Source organism: Streptomyces sp. NPDC029296 (assembly GCF_055569255.1).
On record NZ_JBVHXT010000029.1, the window covers coordinates 1 to 18638 of the forward strand.

An 18638-nucleotide genomic window follows, 5' to 3' on the forward strand; every position below is an offset into this window, starting at 1 on the left:
CCGTATCTGGTCGCCACCCAGGCCCACCCCGAACTGCGGTCCCGGCCGACCCGCCCGCACCCGCTCTTCGCCGGCCTGGTCAAGGCCGCGGTCGAGCGGAAGACCGCCAAGTAACACGCCGGTTGTACGGTGGCCGGGGTGCGTGCCTTCGCGGGCGGGCACCCCGGTTTCACTGTGTGCGCGTGGAAGGACAGGGCATGACGATCAAGGACACCCCCGCGGAGTGGGAGATCCGGGCCACGGAGACCCCCTTCACGGGCAACAAGACCGCCGTCCGCACGGACGACGTGGTCATGCCCGACGGCTCGGTGGTCCGCCGGGACTACCAGGTCCACCCCGGCTCGGTCGCCGTCCTCGCCCTGGACGAGGAGGACCGGGTGCTGCTGATCAACCAGTACCGCCACCCGGTCCGGCACAAGCTGTGGGAGATCCCGGCCGGCCTGCTGGACGTGCCCGGCGAGAACCCGCTGCACGCCGCCCAGCGGGAGCTGTACGAGGAGGCGCACGTCAAGGCCGAGGACTGGCGGGTGCTGACCGATGTCTACACCACCCCCGGCGGCTGCGACGAGGCCGTGCGGATCTTCCTCGCCCGCGGTCTGGCCGAGGCCGACGGGGAGCGCTTCGCGGCGGAGCACGAGGAGACCGACATGGAGCACGCGCGCGTGCCGGTCGACGAACTCGTGCGCCGGATCCTGGCCGGCGACGTGCACAACAACTGCCTCGTGGTCGGCGTGCTCTCCCTGGTCGCGGCCCGCGGCGGGGACGGGCTGGACGCGCTGCGCCCGGCCGACGCGCCCTGGCCCGCGCGCCCCTTCGAGAGCTGACCGGACCCGTCCGGACCATCCGTGTGACCATCGCCTGATCCGATCGGGCGATGCGTTCGCCGCGCTCCTCCGGGTACGTCGCAGAGCGTGAACTAGGCTCTGGAAACGCCCGTCCCGGAAGACCCGGCGGGCTTGCGCGTGCGGTGGGACGGGAGTGTGGCCCGTGACGGATCAGGCGGTGGACACAGACGGTGCGGAGCTGTCCGCGCACCCGGCCCCGAAGGATCGTTTCCTGGGCCGTGGCCGGGAGTTGAAGGAGCTGTGCGCCGACATCGAGCGCGCCGGCCTGGACACCCTCTCCGGCCGCAAGGCCCCCCGCGCACGCGTCCTGCTCATCGCCGGCCGCCCCGGCTCCGGCCGCACCAGCCTCGCCGAGGAACTCGTCCGCCGGCTCGCCGACCGCTACCCCGGCGGGGTGCTGCGGGCCCGGCTCGGCGAGCCCGACGGCACCCCGGTGCCCGTCGAGCGGGTGGCCCGCCGGCTGCTGGAGGCACTGGAACTGCCCGCCCCCGCCGGTGCCGCCGAGGACGACCTCGCCGCGGCCCTGCGGGCGGCCCTCGCGGGCCGGCGGGCGGTGCTGCTGCTGGACGACGCGGCCGGCGCCGACCAGGTCGACGCGCTGCTGCCGGAGGACCCCGGCTGCCTGGTGGTCGCCGTCTCCCGGGGCCCGCTCACCGGAATCGCCGACGTCCGCCCCTGCACGCTCGGCGGCCTCGACACCAAGTCCGCGGTGGACCTGCTCACCGGCTACGCGGGCGCGGTCCGCGTCACCGTCGACCCGCGCTCCGCGGAGGGCCTGGTGGAGGCGTGCCAGGGCCACCCGGGCGCGCTGGTGCTGGCCGGCGGCTGGCTCGCCGCCCGCCCCAAGGCCGCCGTCTCCGACCTCGCCAAGCGGCTGCACGCGACCGCCGAGGACGGCGCGGAGGGCGCCGAGGCGACCCCGCTGGCCCGCGTCTTCCGGCTCGTCTACGACCAGCTGCCCGGCCCGGCCGCCCGGATGCTGCGGCTGCTGTGCCTCGCCCCGGCCGGCCTCGCCGACCCGCACACCGCCTCCGCGCTGGCCGGCTGCTCGGTCGACGCCGCCCGCGCCACCCTGGACGACCTCGCCGTCCTCGGCCTGCTGCGCGCGGTGGACTCCCCGCTGCCCCAGTACGAGGTCCCGGGCCGGCTGTACCCGCTGCTGCGCGCCCTGGCCGAGAGCCAGGAACGGGCCGCCGAGCTCCAGCTGGCCCGGGCCCGGATGCTGGAGCGGACGGTCCGGCTGCTCCAGTCCTGCCGGGCGATCACCGAGACGGACAGCCCCCAGGCCCGGGAGAAGCTGAACGGCATGCCGCCCGCGCTGCGCTTCCCGACCCCGCGGGCCGCCGCCGACTGGCTGCGCATCCGGCGGCCCGCGCTGCTGGCGTCGGCACGCCTGGCGGTGGCCGACGGGGAGCTGGACACCCTCGCCCGCCGGCTGATGTCCCAGCTGGTGCGGGCCCTGGCGGCGCATGTCGGCACCCAGGCCGCCGCCCCCGACCTGTACGGGGTGCACGGTCTCGTCCTGGACGTCGCCGAGCGGCGCGGGCTGCCCCGGGAGAAGGCCGCGGCGCTGCTGAACCTGGGTGATCTGGACGCGCAGACCGGCCGCACCCGGGAGGCGCTGGCCCGCTATCGGGCCGCGCTGGACGCCGGACGGGAGGCGAGCGACCCGTACGCGACCGGCCGCGCGATGGAATCCGTAGGCGGTGCCTACCAGGAGCTGGGCGATCACGACCGGGCCGCCGACTGGTTCGGCCGGGCGCTGGCCGAGCGGCTGGCCCGCGGCGAGGCACCGGAGGCCGCCCGGCTGTACGGCAGGATCGCCACCGCCCACACCTACGCGGGCCGCTACGGCGAGGCGCTCAGGAACTGGCGGGCCGCCCTGGCCGGCTACCGCCGCGGCGGCGATGTCGCCGCCAGCGCGCGGGCGTTGAGCGAGATCGCCCGGGTGCAGGAGTACGCGGGGCGGCCCGAGGAGTCGCTGCGCACCTGCCAGGAGGCGGTGGAGTGGGCCCGGCGCGCGGAGGACGCCCGGCTCCAGGCCGCGGTGCAGCTGCGGCTGGCCGACACCCTGGACCGGCTGGGCGACCCGGCGGCGGCCCGGCTGCACCGGGCGGCGGCCGAACGCATGCTGGGTGAGGAGCGTCCGGAGGACGTCGCAGGGCCGGAACACGACGCTAACGCCTGCGAAATCCGCACCGCATCCAGCGAAGATTGATGCAATGAAAGGCTAGACAGCCGGAACACCTTCATTAGACTGGCTCTGCCGCACACTCCTGCGGCGTCTCCCGGTATGCCCCCGCATGTCTGGGTACGTCTGTATTGCACCCCCCTACCCTCTGAGCCAAGGACCGTGATCGACGTGAAGGTCGGCATCCCCCGCGAGGTCAAGAACAACGAGTTCCGGGTGGCCATCACCCCCGCCGGTGTGCACGAGCTGGTGCGCAACGGCCACCAGGTCGTCGTCGAGCGGGGCGCCGGCCTCGGCTCCTCGATCACGGACGAGGAGTACGTCTCCGCCGGTGCCGCCATCCTGGACACCGCGGACGAGGTCTGGGCCGCCGCCGACCTGCTGCTGAAGGTCAAGGAGCCGATCGCTGAGGAGTACCACCGCCTCCGCAAGGACCAGACCCTCTTCACCTACCTGCACCTGGCCGCGTCCAAGGAGTGCACCGACGCGCTGCTGGCGTCCGGCACCACGGCCATCGCCTACGAGACGGTCGAGCTGCCGAACCGCGCCCTGCCGCTGCTCGCCCCGATGTCCGAGGTCGCGGGCCGGCTGGCCCCGCAGGTCGGCGCCTACCACCTGATGCGCGCGGCCGGCGGCCGCGGCGTGCTGCCGGGCGGCGTCCCGGGCGTGACCCCGGCCAAGGCCGTCGTCATCGGCGGCGGCGTCTCCGGCTGGAACGCCGCCCAGATCGCCATCGGCATGGGCTTCGACGTCACGCTGCTCGACCGCGACATCAACAAGCTGCGCGAGGCCGACAAGATCTTCGGCACGAAGATCAAGGCCGTCATGTCCAACTCCTTCGAGCTGGAGAAGGCCGTCCTCGACGCCGACCTCGTCATCGGCGCGGTCCTCATCCCGGGCGCCAAGGCCCCGAAGCTGGTCACCAACGAGATGGTGTCCCGGATGAAGCCGGGAAGTGTCCTTGTCGACATCGCGATCGACCAGGGCGGCTGCTTCGAGGACTCCCGCCCCACCACGCACGCCGAGCCGACCTTCAAGGTGCACAACTCGGTCTTCTACTGCGTCGCCAACATGCCGGGCGGCGTGCCCAACACCTCCACCAACGCGCTCACCAACGCGACGCTGCCGTACATCGTCTCGCTGGCCAACAACGGCTGGGCGGAGGCGCTGCGCCGCGACGCCGCGCTCGCCAAGGGTCTCAACACCCATGACGGCAAGGTCGTTTACAAGGAGGTCGCGGAGGCCCACGGCCTGCCGCACGTCGAGCTGGACTCGCTGCTCGGCTGACCTGCCGCGCGCAGGTGACGACCGGGTGGGTCGCCAAGTCGCCACCCGCCAAAAGACGATTCGTCAACACGGCTCGTCAATCACGCACACCCGGCCGGACCTTGCCCGACAAGGTCCGGCCGGATGTGTGTATGGTCACTTTGCGGCTCTCGGTCAACTCGCCTCGAACGTAACGCTTCGACCGATTCGCACACCCGGGAAACCTGCCGTGCGACGGCCGTACGCCCTTGACAGCGACATGTTTCATTGCCGACACATCCTGCCGGGTCCGGCGGATTGTGTTGCTGCGGACCGCCGACACGCCATAGAGTCGCCAACCGTCGGCATGGTGCCACGCTGACCTTGTCTAGAAGTTTCCTGGTCACCAAGGAGGTAAGACGACTTGTGAATGAGTCGACATTTTCTCCCGGGGGTGGTCAACCAGGAATGCCGGTCCGGGGCCAGGGCCCCGCGGGATTCGAGGCTGTCGGCTCCGTAGCTGTGCGCACCTTCGCAGCCCACCAGAGTTCCGGTCCTCGGACGGCCGGGACAGCACACCAGAGCATGGATGGCCATCACGTGAACGCCATGGCCGGCGACGGAAGTGGCGCGCCCCACAACCACTTCGCCGACTACGACGAACTGCCCGAGGGGCACTTCTACGACCCCGACGCCGAGTACGAGCCGGATCCGGAGTACGCGGCCACGCTCGCGCCCGACGCGGCCCGTCAGCGCCGTGAGCGCGTCGGCCCGACCGGACGCCCGCTGCCCTACTTCCCGATCCCGGGCCCGCTGACCGACCACGGCCCCGCGAAGATCATCGCGATGTGCAACCAGAAGGGCGGCGTCGGCAAGACGACGTCGACCATCAACCTGGGTGCCGCGCTCGCGGAGTACGGGCGGCGCGTGCTGCTCGTGGACTTCGACCCGCAGGGCGCGCTGTCGGTGGGCCTCGGGGTCAACCCCATGGAGCTGGACCTCACCGTCTACAACCTGCTCATGGAGCGGGGCATGTCCGCGGACGAGGTGCTGCTGAAGACGGCGGTCCCCAACATGGACCTGCTGCCCTCCAACATCGACCTGTCGGCCGCCGAGGTCCAGCTGGTCTCCGAGGTCGCGCGCGAGTCCACGCTCCAGCGGGCCCTGAAGCCGCTGCTGCCCGACTACGACTACATCGTGATCGACTGTCAGCCCTCGCTCGGCCTGCTCACCGTCAACGCCCTGACGGCCGCCCACAAGGTGATCGTGCCGCTGGAGTGCGAGTTCTTCGCGCTGCGCGGTGTGGCCCTGCTGACCGAGACCATCGAGAAGGTCCAGGAGCGGCTCAACCCCGACCTGGAGCTCGACGGCATCCTCGCCACCATGTACGACTCGCGCACCGTGCACAGCCGCGAGGTGCTCGCCCGGGTCGTCGAGGCGTTCGACGACCACGTCTACCACACGGTCATCGGGCGCACGGTCCGCTTCCCGGAGACCACGGTCGCCGGTGAGCCGATCACCACGTACGCCTCCAACTCCGTCGGTGCCGCCGCCTACCGCCAGCTCGCCAGGGAGGTGCTCGCCCGGTGTCACGCCGAGTGAGTCTGCCGGGGGCCGACGAACTCTTCCGCACGACAGGAGGGACGGCGCTCCAGCCGTCGACTCCCCGGCGCGCGACGGGCGGTGAGGCCCGGGTGCCGGCTCCCGCCGGGGAGAGCGACGAGACGGCCGCCGCCGAGGACGTACCGTCGTCGGTGCCCGTCCGCGGCGGGGACGCGGAGGGCGCGGAGCACGGGGCGGCGGACGCCGAGCCGGCCGAGACCGGCGAGTCCCGCACCCGCCCGGTGCGCCGCCAGGCGGCGCAGGAGGGTGCCGCCGCACAGCCGCGCAAGCGCGGGCGGGCGGCGAGCCGGCGGCCCAGCGGGCGCGAACGGCACGACGAGAAGATCACCGTCTACGTCTCGGCCGAGGAACTGATGGACCTGGAGCACGCCCGCCTGGTGCTCCGCGGCGAGCACGGGCTCGCGGTGGACCGCGGACGGATCGTCCGCGAGGCGGTGGCCGTGGTCCTGGCCGACCTGGAGTCCCGCGGGGACGCGAGCATCCTCGTGCGCCGGCTGCGCGGACGGTAGCGATAGCCTGCGGGGGCTATGACCTCGAACGGAGCCCCTGCCCCCGGCGCACCGGCCGGCCGCCGGCGTGCGCTGGGGCGGGGGCCGGGCACGGCGGCGGCCCGGCCGGGCACCCCGGGAACCGGTCCGCAGGCCGCCGCGAGCGCCCCGCGGGCCGTGGCGCCCCCGGAGCCTGCGCAAGCCCCCGAGAAGCCCGCAGAGCCCCGCCAGGAGCCCGGGGGTCCCCGGGGTCCGCGCCGGGAGTCCCCGGAACCCCCGCGGGAGCCCAGGGAGCCGGAGGGGCCCCAAGAGGCCGCCGACGGTGTCTTCAAGGTCCGGCTGTCGAACTTCGAGGGCCCCTTCGACCTGCTGCTCCAGCTCATCTCCAAGCACAAGCTGGACGTCACCGAAGTCGCCCTGTCGAAGGTCACCGACGAGTTCATGGCGCACATCCGGGCCATGGGACCCGACTGGGACCTGGACCAGACCACGGAGTTCCTCGTCGTCGCGGCCACGCTGCTCGACCTCAAGGCCGCCCGGCTGCTGCCCGCCGCCGAGGTGGAGGACGAGGCCGACCTCGCCCTGCTGGAGGCCCGCGACCTGCTGTTCGCCCGGCTGCTCCAGTACCGCGCGTACAAGCGGATCGCCGACCTCTTCAACGAGCGGCTCGACGAGGAGGCCCGGCGGTATCCCCGTACCGTCGGCCTGGAACCGCACCACGCCGAGCTGCTGCCCGAGGTCGTCATCAGCATCGGCCCCGAGGGCTTCGCCGGGCTCGCGGTCAAGGCGATGCAGCCGAGGCCCAGGCCGCAGGTGTACGTCGACCACATCCACGCCCCGCTGGTCAGCGTGCGGGAACAGGCCGGGATCGTGGTGGCGCGGCTGCGGGAGCTGGGCGAGGCCGGTTTCCGGGTGCTGGTGGCCGACGCCGGGGACACGCTCACCGTCGTGGCCCGGTTCCTGGCGCTCCTGGAGCTGTACCGGGAGAAGGCCGTCGCGCTGGAGCAGGAGACCGCGCTCGGCGAGCTGACCGTGCGCTGGACCGGCGGGGAGACGGATCCGGCGCCGCTGGTCACCGACGAGTTCGACCGCCCGCCCGCGCCGGCCGAGGAGGAGAAGCAGCCGTGAACGAGCAGACCGCCGAGGCCACGGCCGGACCGCGGACCGTGGCCGGCCTCGCTCTCAAGCCCGCCCTGGAGGCGATGCTCATGGTCGTGGACGAGCCCGCGACCGAGGAGCACCTGGCGCGGCTCCTGGAGCGGCCCCGGCGGCAGATCGCGGACGCCCTGCGGGAGCTGGCCGACGAGTACACCGCACAGGGCCGCGGCTTCGAGCTGCGGTTCGTCGCGGGCGGCTGGCGCTTCTACACCCGCGCCGCCTACGCGCCCGCCGTCGAGCGGCTCGTCCTGGACGGCCAGACCGCCCGTCTCACGCAGGCGGCGCTGGAGACGCTGGCGGTCGTCGCCTACCGCCAGCCGGTCAGCCGCAGCAGGGTCTCCGCCGTGCGCGGCGTGAACTGCGACGGTGTCATGCGCACCCTGCTCCAGCGCGGTCTGGTCGAGGAGGCGGGCACGGAACCCGAAACAGGTGCGATCCTGTACAGGACGACGAACTACTTCCTGGAGCGGATGGGCCTGCGCGGCCTGGACGAGCTACCGGAGCTCGCGCCCTTCCTCCCCGAGGCGGAGGCGATCGAGGCCGAGACCCAGGAGGGAGTCCCGTCGTTCGACCCGGACGCGCCCGACGCGTCCGGCGGTCAGGACGCAGACGACTAAGACGGAAACCTTGATGCGAAGCAGCGGCAGCGGCAAGAGCGGCGGGCGCGGTAACTACCGCGGTGCCGGCAACGACAGGGACCAGAAGCAGGGGCAGGGCCGTCCCCGCAAGCCCCGCCCCGAGGAGCGCCGCTACGACGTGGGCCCCGGGGCCACCCAGGACGGCCCCAAGTCCGGGCGCGGCGGCTCCGCGCGCGGTGGTGCCAAGGGCGGCCCGAAGCGGCCCCAGCCCGGCGGCCGTACGGCCCCGGCGCGCTCGCGCGAGTACGAGACGCGGGTCGAGGAGCGCAACCGGGAGCGGTACGCGGGCAAGAAGGACGTCAAGCTGCCCAAGACCTTCCCCGGCGCCGAGCAGGAGGGCGAGCGGCTGCAGAAGGTCCTCGCGCGCGCCGGCTACGGCTCCCGGCGGGCCTGCGAGGAGCTGATCGAGCAGGCCAGGGTCGAGGTGAACGGCGAGATCGTCACCGAGCAGGGCAAGCGGGTGGACCCGGAGAAGGACGAGGTCAAGGTCGACGGCCTGACCGTGGCGACCCAGTCCTACCAGTTCTTCTCGCTGAACAAGCCCGCCGGCGTGGTCTCCACCATGGAGGACCCGGAGGGCCGCCAGTGCCTCGGCGACTACGTCACCAACCGCGAGACCCGGCTCTTCCACGTCGGCCGGCTGGACACCGAGACCGAGGGCGTCATCCTGCTCACCAACCACGGTGAGCTGGCGCACCGCCTCACGCACCCGCGCTACGGCGTGAAGAAGACCTACCTCGCGGCCATCGTCGGCCCGATCCCGCGCGACCTGGGCAAGCGCCTGAAGGACGGCATCCAGCTGGAGGACGGCTACGCCCGCGCGGACCATTTCCGCGTGGTCGAGCAGACCGGCAAGAACTACCTGGTCGAGGTGACCCTGCACGAGGGCCGCAAGCACATCGTGCGCCGCATGCTGGCGGAGGCCGGCTTCCCGGTCGAGCGGCTGGTGCGCACCGCCTTCGGCCCGATCACCCTCGGCGACCAGAAGTCGGGCTGGCTGCGCCGGCTGTCGAACACCGAGGTCGGCATGCTGATGAAGGAAGTCGACCTGTAAAGCGGCCGGTTCCCGCGGCGCCTTGCGCTGATCACCGTCCCCCTTTATTGTCACGGTGACGATAAAGGGGGACGGCGCACATGCCGAAGCAGCCGGCGACCGGAGCACTTCTCGGACTCGCCCTCGGGGACGCCCTCGGCTTCCCGACCGAGTTCAACGACGTACCGTCGATCCTCGCCAAGTGCGGGCCCTGGCGGGAGATGGAGCTGCCGAAGCGGGCCTTCGTCTCCGACGACACGCAGATGACCCTCGCCGTCGGGCGCGCCCTGCGGACCGCCGTGGACCGCGGTGACGTGACGCCCGAGGGGCTGGAGGGGCCGCTGCGGGCGGAGTTCGTGGACTGGTACCGGTCGCCGGAGAACAACCGCGCCCCCGGCGGCACCTGCCTGCGGGCCTGCGAGCTGCTCACCGACGAGCGCCGGGCCTGGCAGGACGCCAGTCGGATCGGCTCCAAGGGCTGCGGCGCCAACATGCGGGTCGCCCCGATCGGCCTCGCCCCCGGCCTGAGCGACGAACAGCGCGCCGGCGCCGCCCAGTTGCAGGCCGCGCTCACCCACGGCCACCCCACCGCGCTGGCCGCCTCCGACCTCACCGCCCACGCCGTCCACCTGCTCGCCCGGGGCGCCGACCCGGCCGGGCTCGTCGGACGGCTGCGTTCCTACGCCCTGCGGCGCCGCACGCACTACGACCACACCTGGCTCGGCGACCTGTGGACCCGCTCCCAGGACCCCGGCCCCGAGCACTTCATCGCACGCGGCTGGGACGAGTGCCTGGAGATCCTCGACCGCCTCCGGGAAGCCGCGCGGACCGTCTCCCCGGAGACCGACCCGTGCCTGGCCACCGGCGAGGGCTGGATCGCCGAGGAGGCCCTGGCCACCGGGCTGCTGTGCTTCCTGCTCTTCCCCGACGAGCCCGTCACCGCCCTGCGCCGGGCCGCCTGCACCGCCGGCGACTCCGACTCCCTCGCCTGTCTCGCCGGCGCCTTCGCGGGCGCCTGGCTGGGCGCGGACGCCTGGCCCGCCGACTGGGCGGAGCGGATCGAGTACCGAGGCGACCTGTTGGCCCTGGGCACGCTCTGGGACGCTTAGGCCCATGCTCGACGATCTCGACATAGACCTGGCTCCGGTGGCCGCGGAACAACCCGACCCGCTGCTGTTCGCCACCGTCACCGGAGCCCATCTGTACGGCTTCCCCTCGCAGGACTCCGACGTGGACCTCAGGGGCGTCCACCTGCTGCCCGCCGCCGACCTCGTCGGCCTGCGCGAGCCGGAGGAGACCCGCTCGCGGACCTGGGTCCGCTACGGCGTCGAGCTGGACCTCGTCACCCACGACCTGCGCAAGTTCGTCCGGCTGATGCTGCGCCGCAACGGCTACGTGCTGGAGCAGCTGCTCTCCCCGCTGGTCGTGCACACCTCCGAGGCCCACCGGGAGCTGACCGCGCTCGCCCCCGGCGTCCTCACCGGCCACCATGCCCACCATTACCGCGGGTTCGCCGCGACCCAGTGGCGGCTGTTCGAGAAGACCGGCGAACTCAAGCCGCTGCTCTACACCTTCCGGGTGCTGCTCACCGGCATCCACCTCATGCGCAGCGGCGAGGTCCAGGCGCATCTGCCCACGCTCCTGGAGCAGGTGGGCGGGCCCGGCTACCTGCCCGAGCTGATCGCCGCCAAGCGGGAGCGGGAGAACGCCCTCGCCGACGTCGGCCGCGACCTGGTCGCGGCCGACGTCGAGCGCCTGCACACCGCGCTCGACGAGGCACAGGCCGGTTCGGCCCTGCCCGACACGGCCGGCGCCCACGACGCCCTGCACGTCCTGGTGGTCCGCCTCCGCCTGACGGGCTGAGATCCGGCGCGCCCGGGGCGGGAAGGCCGCGCCGGACAGGGGGCCGCGGGGTCCGCCGGGAGCGGGGAACGCGCCGGTGCCGGCCGTGGTCCCGTCGCGGCGGGCGGGCCTGGTTCAGCCCCGCCCGACGAGGCCGCCGCCCACGGCGCCGGGCAGGTCCTGGTGGTCCGCCTCCGCCTGACGGGCTGAGATCCGGCGCGCCCGGGGCGGGAAGGCGCGCTGGACAGGGGGCCGCGGGGTCCGCCGGGAGCGGGGAACGCGCCGGTGCCGGCCGTGGTCCCGTCGCGGCCGGCGGGCCTGGTTCAGCCCCGCCCGACGAGGCCGCCGCCCACGGCGCCGGGCACGTCCTGGTGGTCCGCCTCCGCCCGGAGCGCCGAGGCCCGGCGCACCCGGTGCAGGAAGGCCGCCACGCGCGCGTGGTCCGGCTCGGCCGGCAGGGGGCTGCCCCGCAGGGCCTCCTCCGCCTCGCCCGCCAGCCGGACCATCCACGCCTCCACCCGCGCCCACGGCACCTCGCCGCGCCGGACCGCCAGCAGGGGCTCGCGCGACGCGCCGACGTCGATCCGCAGCTCGCCGGTGCGCAGCAGGTCCCGGGCGGTGGTCAGCAGGCGCAGCAGGTGCATCGCGTGCTTCCAGCGCGGGGCGCCCGTGGCGCGCACGTCGGCGTCGATCTTCTTCCGCTGGCCGAGGGCGTACCGGGTGAACGTGTCGTGGGCGCGGCGGGACAGGAAGGCGCCGCGCAGGGACAGCAGCTCGCGGCCGGTGTCGTCCACGTGCTCCACGAGCGGCGAGTGCAGGCACTCCAGGATGTTCGGGTTGCCGCGCAGCGCCAGCTCGCAGAACCGCTCCAGCTCCCAGGAGAAGCGCTCCTCGCCCGGCCCCTCCACATGCGCCGGCGGCTTCTCGAACCGCCAGAACAGCGGGGTCGGGGCGAGGAACACCCCGCGCCGGTCGGTGTCGCTGGCGTCCGTCGCCAGCCCGAAGGCGCGGGAGCCCACGACACAGGCGTAGACGGTGTGGTCGCGTACGAGGTCCTGCGGCTGCATCCCCGGAGCGTACGCGGGCGGCTCAGGCCAGGTAGACGGAATTTCCCCGCACCGTGACCGGCTCCTCGGGCAGCGGCCGGGTCGCCGGGCCCACGGCCACCGAACCGTCGGAGATGCGGAACCGGCTGCCGTGGCAGGGGCACAGGATGGTGCCGTCCGCGACCTGGCTCACCGTGCAGCCCTGGTGGGTGCAGACCGCCGAGAACGCCTTGAAGCGGCCCTTCTCCGGCTGGGTGACCACGATCTTGCGGTCCTCGAAGATCTTGCCGCCGCCCTCGGGGACGTCTCCGGCCGGGGCCAGCAGTTCCCCGGCGGGGGCAGCCTCCCGCGCGGCGGGGGACGTCTCCCCGGCGGAGCCCTCGGCGGCGGGCGCCGACGACGCCGGTGCCGTGGGCGGCTGCGGCGCGGTGGAGCCGCCGCTTTCGCCGCCGCACCCCACGCAGCCCAGGGCGAGCGCCCCGGCGCCCGTGGTGAGAACCGTGCGCCGTGTCGCTGGCTGGGTCATGTCAGACCTCCGTACAGACGTACAAACTACTGGATAACGGACGTTCCGCATCGTCTCAGCGCGCGGGCGGCGCACGCCCGTACCGCGCGGGCTGACTACGCTGGACGGACCAAGAACGAAACACGCATGTCAGCGAGGAGCAGCGCCGTGGCGGTACGAGCGGTCCGGGGAGCCGTCCAACTGGAACGGGACGACGCCGGTCACATGGCGGAGCAGGTCGGCGCGCTGCTCACCGCCGTCCTCGAGCGGAACGGGCTGACCGCCGACGACCTGATCAGCATCTGGTTCACGGCCACCCCCGACCTGCACAGCGACTTCCCGGCCGTCGCCGCCCGCCGGCTCGGCATCACCGACGTGCCCCTCATCTGCGCCCGGGAACTCGACATCGCGGGCGCCATGCCCCGGGTCGTACGGATCCTCGCCCACATCGAGTCGGACAAGCCCCGCGCCGACATCGCCCACGTCTACCTCGGCGCCGCCGCGGCCCTGCGCAAGGACATCGCCCAGTGAGAACCGCACTCGTCATCGGAACCGGACTGATCGGCACCTCCGCCGCCCTGGCCCTGGCCCGGCGCGGCGTCGTCGTCCACCTCGCCGACCACGACCCCGGGCAGGCCCGCACGGCCGCCGCGCTGGGCGCCGGCACCGACGAGGCGCCCGACGGCCCGGTCGACCTGGCGATCGTCGCCGCCCCGCCCGCCCACGTGGCCAAGGTGCTCGCCGACGCCATGCGCCGCGGCCTGGCCCGCGGCTATCTGGACGTCGCCAGCGTCAAGGGCGGCCCGCGCCGCGAGCTGGAGGAACTCGGCCTGGACCTCACCTCCTACATCGGCACCCACCCGATGTCCGGCCGGGAGAAGTCCGGTCCGCTGGCCGCCACCGCCGACCTCTTCGAGGGCCGCCCCTGGGTGCTCACCCCCACCCGGGACACCGACACCGAGGTGCTGAACCTCGCCCTGGAGCTGGTCTCGCACTGCCGGGCCCTGCCGGTCGTCATGGACGCCGACGCCCACGACCGCGCCGTGGCCCTCGTCTCCCACATGCCCCACCTGGTGTCCAGCATGGTCGCCGCGCGCCTGGAGCACGCCGACGAGTCCGCCGTACGGCTGTGCGGGCAGGGCATCCGGGACGTGACCCGGATCGCCGCCTCCGACCCGCGCATGTGGATCGACATCCTGTCCGCCAACCCGGGCCCGGTCGCCGACCTGCTCTCCGACGTCGCCGCCGACCTGACGGAGACGGTCCGGGCGCTGCGCGACCTCGAGTCCGCCGACGAGGCGAGGCGCGGCGAGGGCGGCGCGGGCATCGAGGACCTGCTGCGCCGGGGGAACGCCGGCCAGGTGCGGGTACCCGGCAAGCACGGGTCCGCGCCGCGGACCTACGAGACCGTGGTCGTCCTCATCGACGACCAGCCCGGCCAGCTCGCCCGGATCTTCGCGGACGCCGGCCGCGCCGGGGTCAACATCGAGGACGTCCGCATCGAGCACGCCACCGGGCAGCAGGCCGGTCTGGTGCAGCTCATGGTCGAGCCGAAGGCGACGACGGCGCTGAAGGAGGCACTGCGGGAGCGGGGCTGGGCGCTGCGCCAGTAACGCCCGCGGGCCACGGCTCGCCCGCCTCCGGGCCGCCCGGCCCGCGTACGTCCGGACGAGTGACCCGCACCCAGTAACCTTGTGCGGGGCGCTCTCGCTCCCCGCACCCCGCCCGCACCGCACCAGGAAGGTGTCCCCCCGTGGAAAACGGCGCCGCCCCGACCGCCAGGCCCGTGATCGTCGCGATCGACGGTCCCTCCGGCACCGGCAAGTCGAGCACGTCGAAGGCCGTCGCCGCCCAGCTCGGTCTCAGCTACCTGGACACCGGCGCCCAGTACCGGGCGATCACCTGGTGGATGGTGACCAACGGCATCGACCTGGAGGACCCGACCGCCATCGCCGCCGTCGCCGGCAAGCCGGAGATCGTCTCCGGCACCGACCCGGCCGCCCCGGCCATCACGGTCGACGGCGTGGACGTGTCCGGTCCGATCCGCACCCAGGAGGTCACCTCCAAGGTCAGCGCGGTCAGCGCGGTGCCCGAGGTGCGCACCCGGATCACCGAGCTCCAGCGCTCCCTGGCCGCCGCCGCGGAGCGGGGCATCGTCGTCGAGGGCCGGGACATCGGCACGACCGTCCTCCCGGACGCCGACCTGAAGATCTTCCTCACCGCCTCCCCGGAGGCCCGCGCGGCCCGCCGCAGCGGCGAGCTGAAGGGCGCCGACGTCCACGCCACCCGCGAGGCCCTGATCAAGCGGGACGCGGCCGACTCCAGCCGCAAGACCTCGCCGCTCGCCAAGGCCGACGACGCCGTCGAGGTGGACACCACCGAGCTGTCCCTCGACCAGGTCATCGAGTGCGTCGTCACCCTGGTCGAGGAGAAGCGGGCCGGGAAGTGACGCTCGCGCCGGTGCCCTCGGAGCGGGGCGCGGAGATCGGCCGGCGCATCGGCGTCGGGCTGATGTACGGCCTGTGGCGGCCGCGGGTGCTCGGCGCCTGGAAGGTGCCGGCCACCGGCCCGGTGATCCTCGCCGTGAACCACTCCCACAACGTCGACGGACCGATGGTGATGGGCGTGGCGCCCCGGCCCACGCATTTCCTGATCAAGAGGGAGGCCTTCGTCGGCCCGCTGGACCCCTTCCTGACCGGCATCGGCCAGCTGAAGGTGGACCGCACCACGGCCGACCGGGGCGCGATCACCCAGGCCCTCGGCGTGCTGGCGGCCGGGGGAGTGCTGGGCATCTTCCCGGAGGGCACCCGGGGCGAGGGCGACTTCGCCTCGCTGCGCGCCGGGCTCGCCTACTTCGCGGTCCGCAGCGGGGCGCCGATCGTCCCCGTGGCCGTCCTGGGAAGCTCCGAGCGGCCCGGCCGGCTGGTCAAGGCGCTGCCCCCGCTGCGCTCCCGCGTCGACGTCGTCTTCGGCGACCCCTTCGCGGCGGGGGACGGCAGCGGACGGCGGACGCGGGCGGCACTGGACGCGGCGACCGAGCGGATCCGGAAACAGCTCACCAGCCACCTGGAAAACGCCAGGCGCCTGACCGGGCGCTAGGCGACACTTGAGTAGTGGATCAGCCCCAGGGGGCCGGTCCACCGATCACCACCAATGAACGACGAGGTACGGACTTCATGAACGACGACATCCAGCCCGACGGCTCGGCCGAGCACGAGTACGAGCACGGGGCTCTCGGCGACGCCGAGTACGCGCAGTTCATGGAGCTCGCCGCGGTAGAGGGTTTCGACATCGAGGACGTCGAGGGCGCCATCGAGGCGGCGGGCCACGGTCCGCTGCCCGTGCTCGCCGTCGTCGGCCGCCCCAATGTCGGCAAGTCGACCCTGGTCAACCGGATGATCGGCCGCCGCGAGGCGGTCGTGGAGGACCGGCCGGGCGTCACCCGCGACCGTGTCACCTACGAGGCCGAGTGGGCCGGCCGCCGCTTCAAGGTCGTCGACACCGGCGGCTGGGAGCAGGACGTCCTCGGCATCGACGCCTCCGTGGCGGCCCAGGCCGAGTACGCCATCGAGGCGGCCGACGCGGTCGTGTTCGTCGTGGACGCCAAGGTCGGCGCGACCGACACCGACGAGGCGGTCGTCCGGCTGCTGCGCAAGGCCGGCAAGCCGGTCGTGCTGTGCGCCAACAAGGTCGACGGCCCGAGCGGCGAGGCCGACGCGTCCTATCTGTGGAACCTCGGCCTCGGCGAGCCCCACCCGGTCTCGGCGCTGCACGGCCGCGGCACCGGCGACATGCTCGACGCCGTCCTGGAGGTGCTGCCCGACGCGCCCGAGCAGTCCTTCGGCACCGCGGTCGGCGGCCCCCGCCGGATCGCCCTGATCGGCCGCCCGAACGTCGGCAAGTCCTCGCTGCTGAACAAGGTCGCCGGCGAGGAGCGCGTCGTCGTCAACGAGCTGGCGGGCACCACCCGCGACCCGGTGGACGAGATCATCGAACTCGGCGGCACGACCTGGAAGTTCGTGGACACCGCCGGCATCCGCAAGCGGGTCCACCTGCAGCAGGGCGCCGACTACTACGCCTCCCTGCGCACGGCGGCGGCCGTGGAGAAGGCCGAGGTGGCGGTCATCCTGATCGACGCCTCCGAGAACATCTCCGTGCAGGACCAGCGGATCGTCACCATGGCGGTCGAGGCGGGCCGCGCGATCGTCGTCGCCTTCAACAAGTGGGACACCCTCGACGAGGAGCGCCGCTACTACCTGGAGCGGGAGATCGAGACCGAGCTGGGCCAGGTCGCCTGGGCGCCCCGGGTGAACGTCTCGGCGCGCACCGGCCGCCACATGGAGAAGCTGGTCCCGGCGATCGAGACCGCCCTCGCCGGCTGGGAGACCCGGGTCCCCACGGGCCGCCTGAACGCCTTCCTCGGCGAGCTGGTCTCGGCCCACCCGCACCCGATCCGGGGCGGCAAGCAGCCGCGCATCCTCTTCGGCACCCAGGCCGGCACCAAGCCGCCGCGGTTCGTGCTCTTCGCCTCCGGCTTCATCGAGGCGGGCTACCGGCGCTTCATCGAACGCCGGCTGCGCGAGGAGTTCGGCTTCGAGGGCACCCCGATCCACATCTCGGTGCGGGTGCGCGAGAAGCGCGGCGCGAAGAAGAAGTAGAGCGGTACGACAGGACGGGCGGCCCCTGGCACTCCAGGGACCGCCCGTTTCGTGTGCGTGCCGTCACGCGCCGCGGCGCGGTCCCGGGGGCAGGGCGGCGGCCGGGACGTACGGGGCCCGGGCGGAGTCCTGCGGCCGGCCGAGCGTGCCGACCCGCTGCCACTGCGACTGCTGCCGGGCGCTGTAGGCCCCCGCGCTGTAGGCGCTGTAGGAACTGCTGAACGTCCCCGCCCGGTGGCCGCCGTAGCCGCTGGTGCCGTCCGGGAAGTCCCCGAAGGCGCTGAACCTCAGCTCCTCCTCACCGCTGCGGTCGCCCGGCAGCGTGCGGAAGGTCTTGACCCACTCGGCGTAGAGCGTGTCGTAGATCGGCGTGGCCGACGGTCCACCGGAGGGTTCCTGCGCCGTCCGGGCGGACGGCACGGAGGAGAAGGACCGACGGGGCGGTGTGTCGTATGCGTGCACGTATGTCCAAACGACCGGGGTCCCAAAGGGATGCGGTCGTACGAGTTCCGCGGGGGCGCGGGGCCGAGCCGCGCCCCTCACGTACCGGCGAGCGGAAGCGCCGCGGCGACCAGCCGCCCCTGCGCGGCGGCCCGGTCCAGCGCCTCCCGCAGCAGGTCCTCCCGGGGCTGGCGCCCGATGGAGCCGACCGGCGCCGCGAACATCAGCACCTGCTGGTGCTTGTTGGCGGCGGCCCGCCAGCCGTCGGTCACCTGGAGCGGCTGGTGCGCCTGCCACCAGGCCACCGGCTGCCCGCCGCCGGGGCCCGGCTGGAGCACCGCGTGCAGCCGGCCCGCGGCCAGCAGGACGGACCAGCCGTGCAGCACCGCCGGGACGGAGGTCAGCTCGGTCACCGGCGTGAAGCCCTGCTCGACGAGCAGCGGGAGGAAGTCGTCGCCGGTCCCGTCCGTGCCCGGCCGGACGATCGCGGAGGTGGGCTCGACGACGAGCGCGGGGTGCAACTCGCCGTCGACCAGGACCAGTCCGCTGGTCACGCCGAGCACCGCCTGCTCGGGCACGGCCTTCGGGGGCGCGTCGCCGGCCGGGTCGCCGTCGACGGCCCCGATGGACCGGACGGCGCCCCGCAACTGCTCCTCCGTGACCTGGACGACCTGTGAGGGCAGGCAGCCGGCGTGGGCGAAGGCGAGGACGGCGGTCTCGTCGCCGACGAACAGAACGGTGCTGGTGCGCTCCTGCTCGGAGTCGCCCGGGGTGCGGCAGGACGTGCAGTCGTAACTGCCCGGGGCGTTCTCTCCGGCGAGCAGCCGTTCGGCTTCTTCGTCGCCGATCTCGGCGCGTACGGCGTCACTGACGTCGAGCATGCGCGGCACGGGTGGCTCCCTCGGGATGCGGTGCTGGTGTCGGC

Annotated in this window: 19 protein-coding genes; 15 read left to right on the forward strand and 4 right to left on the reverse strand. The window is 73.6% G+C overall.

Translation table 11 applies throughout. The features are described 5' to 3' along the window. The first annotated feature begins 197 nt into the window (after positions 1-197). The 10 genes from ACZ4W9_RS24425 (at position 198) to ACZ4W9_RS24470 (ending at position 11084) form a co-directional block, all read left to right on the forward strand. Positions 198-824: an NUDIX domain-containing protein gene (locus tag ACZ4W9_RS24425; RefSeq protein WP_467939220.1), complete on the forward strand. Its 627-nt coding sequence runs from the start codon at positions 198-200 to the stop codon at positions 822-824. A gap of 163 nt (positions 825-987) precedes the next feature. Then, entirely contained in the window at positions 988-3063 is a 2076-nt protein-coding gene (locus tag ACZ4W9_RS24430) for a tetratricopeptide repeat protein (protein WP_467939222.1), read from the forward strand. 135 nt (positions 3064-3198) lie between these two features. Next, on the forward strand, positions 3199-4323 hold the full coding sequence (ald, locus tag ACZ4W9_RS24435; RefSeq protein ID WP_467939224.1) for an alanine dehydrogenase: 1125 nt from the start codon (positions 3199-3201) through the stop codon (positions 4321-4323). Between the two features lie 426 nt (positions 4324-4749). Continuing rightward, on the forward strand, positions 4750-5883 hold the full coding sequence (locus ACZ4W9_RS24440; protein WP_467939226.1) for a ParA family protein: 1134 nt from the start codon (positions 4750-4752) through the stop codon (positions 5881-5883). Further along, on the forward strand, positions 5868-6413 hold the full coding sequence (locus ACZ4W9_RS24445) for a hypothetical protein (RefSeq protein WP_467939228.1): 546 nt from the start codon (positions 5868-5870) through the stop codon (positions 6411-6413). The genes ACZ4W9_RS24440 and ACZ4W9_RS24445 overlap by 16 nt, the downstream gene beginning before the upstream one ends. A gap of 18 nt (positions 6414-6431) precedes the next feature. Continuing rightward, positions 6432-7520: a segregation and condensation protein A gene (locus ACZ4W9_RS24450; RefSeq protein ID WP_467939230.1), complete on the forward strand. Its 1089-nt coding sequence runs from the start codon at positions 6432-6434 to the stop codon at positions 7518-7520. Next, positions 7517-8167: an SMC-Scp complex subunit ScpB gene (scpB, locus tag ACZ4W9_RS24455; RefSeq protein WP_467939232.1), complete on the forward strand. Its 651-nt coding sequence runs from the start codon at positions 7517-7519 to the stop codon at positions 8165-8167. The genes ACZ4W9_RS24450 and scpB overlap by 4 nt, the downstream gene beginning before the upstream one ends. A gap of 13 nt (positions 8168-8180) precedes the next feature. Next, positions 8181-9242 carry a pseudouridine synthase gene (locus tag ACZ4W9_RS24460; RefSeq protein WP_467939234.1) on the forward strand — a complete coding sequence of 354 codons (1062 nt, stop codon included), beginning with the start codon at positions 8181-8183 and terminating at the stop codon, positions 9240-9242. Between the two features lie 80 nt (positions 9243-9322). Further along, positions 9323-10330 carry an ADP-ribosylglycohydrolase family protein gene (locus tag ACZ4W9_RS24465; protein WP_467939236.1) on the forward strand — a complete coding sequence of 336 codons (1008 nt, stop codon included), beginning with the start codon at positions 9323-9325 and terminating at the stop codon, positions 10328-10330. Between the two features lie 4 nt (positions 10331-10334). Beyond that, a complete protein-coding gene (locus ACZ4W9_RS24470; RefSeq protein ID WP_467939238.1) occupies positions 10335-11084 on the forward strand; it encodes a nucleotidyltransferase domain-containing protein in 750 nt (249 codons plus the stop codon). 302 nt (positions 11085-11386) lie between these two features. Here ACZ4W9_RS24470 and ACZ4W9_RS24475 read toward each other — a convergent pair whose 3' ends face one another. Beyond that, complete coding sequence (locus tag ACZ4W9_RS24475) at positions 11387-12130, reverse strand: nucleotidyltransferase domain-containing protein (RefSeq protein WP_467939240.1); 744 nt, start codon at positions 12128-12130, stop codon at positions 11387-11389. A 22-nt stretch (positions 12131-12152) separates the two neighbouring features. Then, positions 12153-12635, reverse strand: a complete 483-nt coding sequence (locus ACZ4W9_RS24480) for a Rieske (2Fe-2S) protein (protein WP_467939242.1) — start codon at positions 12633-12635, stop codon at positions 12153-12155. Between the two features lie 147 nt (positions 12636-12782). On the opposite strand from ACZ4W9_RS24480, the gene aroH reads away from it, so the two are divergent. The 5 genes from aroH (at position 12783) to der (ending at position 17272) form a co-directional block, all read left to right on the forward strand. After that, complete coding sequence (aroH, locus tag ACZ4W9_RS24485) at positions 12783-13145, forward strand: chorismate mutase (protein WP_467939244.1); 363 nt, start codon at positions 12783-12785, stop codon at positions 13143-13145. Then, the gene (locus tag ACZ4W9_RS24490) at positions 13142-14227 is read left to right on the forward strand and encodes a prephenate dehydrogenase (RefSeq protein WP_467939246.1); all 1086 of its coding nucleotides are present in this window, start codon (positions 13142-13144) and stop codon (positions 14225-14227) included. The genes aroH and ACZ4W9_RS24490 overlap by 4 nt, the downstream gene beginning before the upstream one ends. 140 nt (positions 14228-14367) lie before the next feature. Beyond that, positions 14368-15063 carry a (d)CMP kinase gene (gene cmk, locus ACZ4W9_RS24495; RefSeq protein ID WP_467939248.1) on the forward strand — a complete coding sequence of 232 codons (696 nt, stop codon included), beginning with the start codon at positions 14368-14370 and terminating at the stop codon, positions 15061-15063. Next, a complete protein-coding gene (locus tag ACZ4W9_RS24500) occupies positions 15021-15713 on the forward strand; it encodes a lysophospholipid acyltransferase family protein (RefSeq protein ID WP_467939250.1) in 693 nt (230 codons plus the stop codon). The genes cmk and ACZ4W9_RS24500 overlap by 43 nt, the downstream gene beginning before the upstream one ends. 77 nt (positions 15714-15790) lie before the next feature. After that, the gene (gene der / locus ACZ4W9_RS24505) at positions 15791-17272 is read left to right on the forward strand and encodes a ribosome biogenesis GTPase Der (RefSeq protein WP_467939252.1); all 1482 of its coding nucleotides are present in this window, start codon (positions 15791-15793) and stop codon (positions 17270-17272) included. 63 nt (positions 17273-17335) lie between these two features. Here the strand turns inward: der and ACZ4W9_RS24510 are convergent, their stop codons facing one another. Together ACZ4W9_RS24510 and ACZ4W9_RS24515 are read right to left on the reverse strand one after the other, a co-directional pair. Beyond that, positions 17336-17734: a hypothetical protein gene (locus ACZ4W9_RS24510; RefSeq protein WP_467939254.1), complete on the reverse strand. Its 399-nt coding sequence runs from the start codon at positions 17732-17734 to the stop codon at positions 17336-17338. Positions 17735-17811: 77 nt separating this feature from the next. Further along, positions 17812-18603, reverse strand: a complete 792-nt coding sequence (locus tag ACZ4W9_RS24515) for a hypothetical protein (protein WP_467939256.1) — start codon at positions 18601-18603, stop codon at positions 17812-17814. Positions 18604-18638 lie beyond the last annotated feature (35 nt).

Excerpts from the sequence above, each read along its gene's own strand:
- ACZ4W9_RS24465 (WP_467939236.1), top strand. The coding sequence starts at position 9,323 with ATGCCGAAGCAGCCGGCGACCGGAGCACTTCTCGGACTCGCCCTCGGG.
- ACZ4W9_RS24480 (WP_467939242.1), bottom strand. The coding sequence starts at position 12,635 with ATGACCCAGCCAGCGACACGGCGCACGGTTCTCACCACGGGCGCCGGG.
- ACZ4W9_RS24475 (WP_467939240.1), bottom strand. The coding sequence starts at position 12,130 with ATGCAGCCGCAGGACCTCGTACGCGACCACACCGTCTACGCCTGTGTC.
- ACZ4W9_RS24470 (WP_467939238.1), top strand. The coding sequence starts at position 10,335 with ATGCTCGACGATCTCGACATAGACCTGGCTCCGGTGGCCGCGGAACAA.
- ACZ4W9_RS24440 (WP_467939226.1), top strand. The coding sequence starts at position 4,750 with ATGCCGGTCCGGGGCCAGGGCCCCGCGGGATTCGAGGCTGTCGGCTCC.
- ACZ4W9_RS24425 (WP_467939220.1), top strand. The coding sequence starts at position 198 with ATGACGATCAAGGACACCCCCGCGGAGTGGGAGATCCGGGCCACGGAG.
- ACZ4W9_RS24460 (WP_467939234.1), top strand. The coding sequence starts at position 8,181 with ATGCGAAGCAGCGGCAGCGGCAAGAGCGGCGGGCGCGGTAACTACCGC.
- der (WP_467939252.1), top strand. The coding sequence starts at position 15,791 with ATGAACGACGACATCCAGCCCGACGGCTCGGCCGAGCACGAGTACGAG.
- ACZ4W9_RS24450 (WP_467939230.1), top strand. The coding sequence starts at position 6,432 with ATGACCTCGAACGGAGCCCCTGCCCCCGGCGCACCGGCCGGCCGCCGG.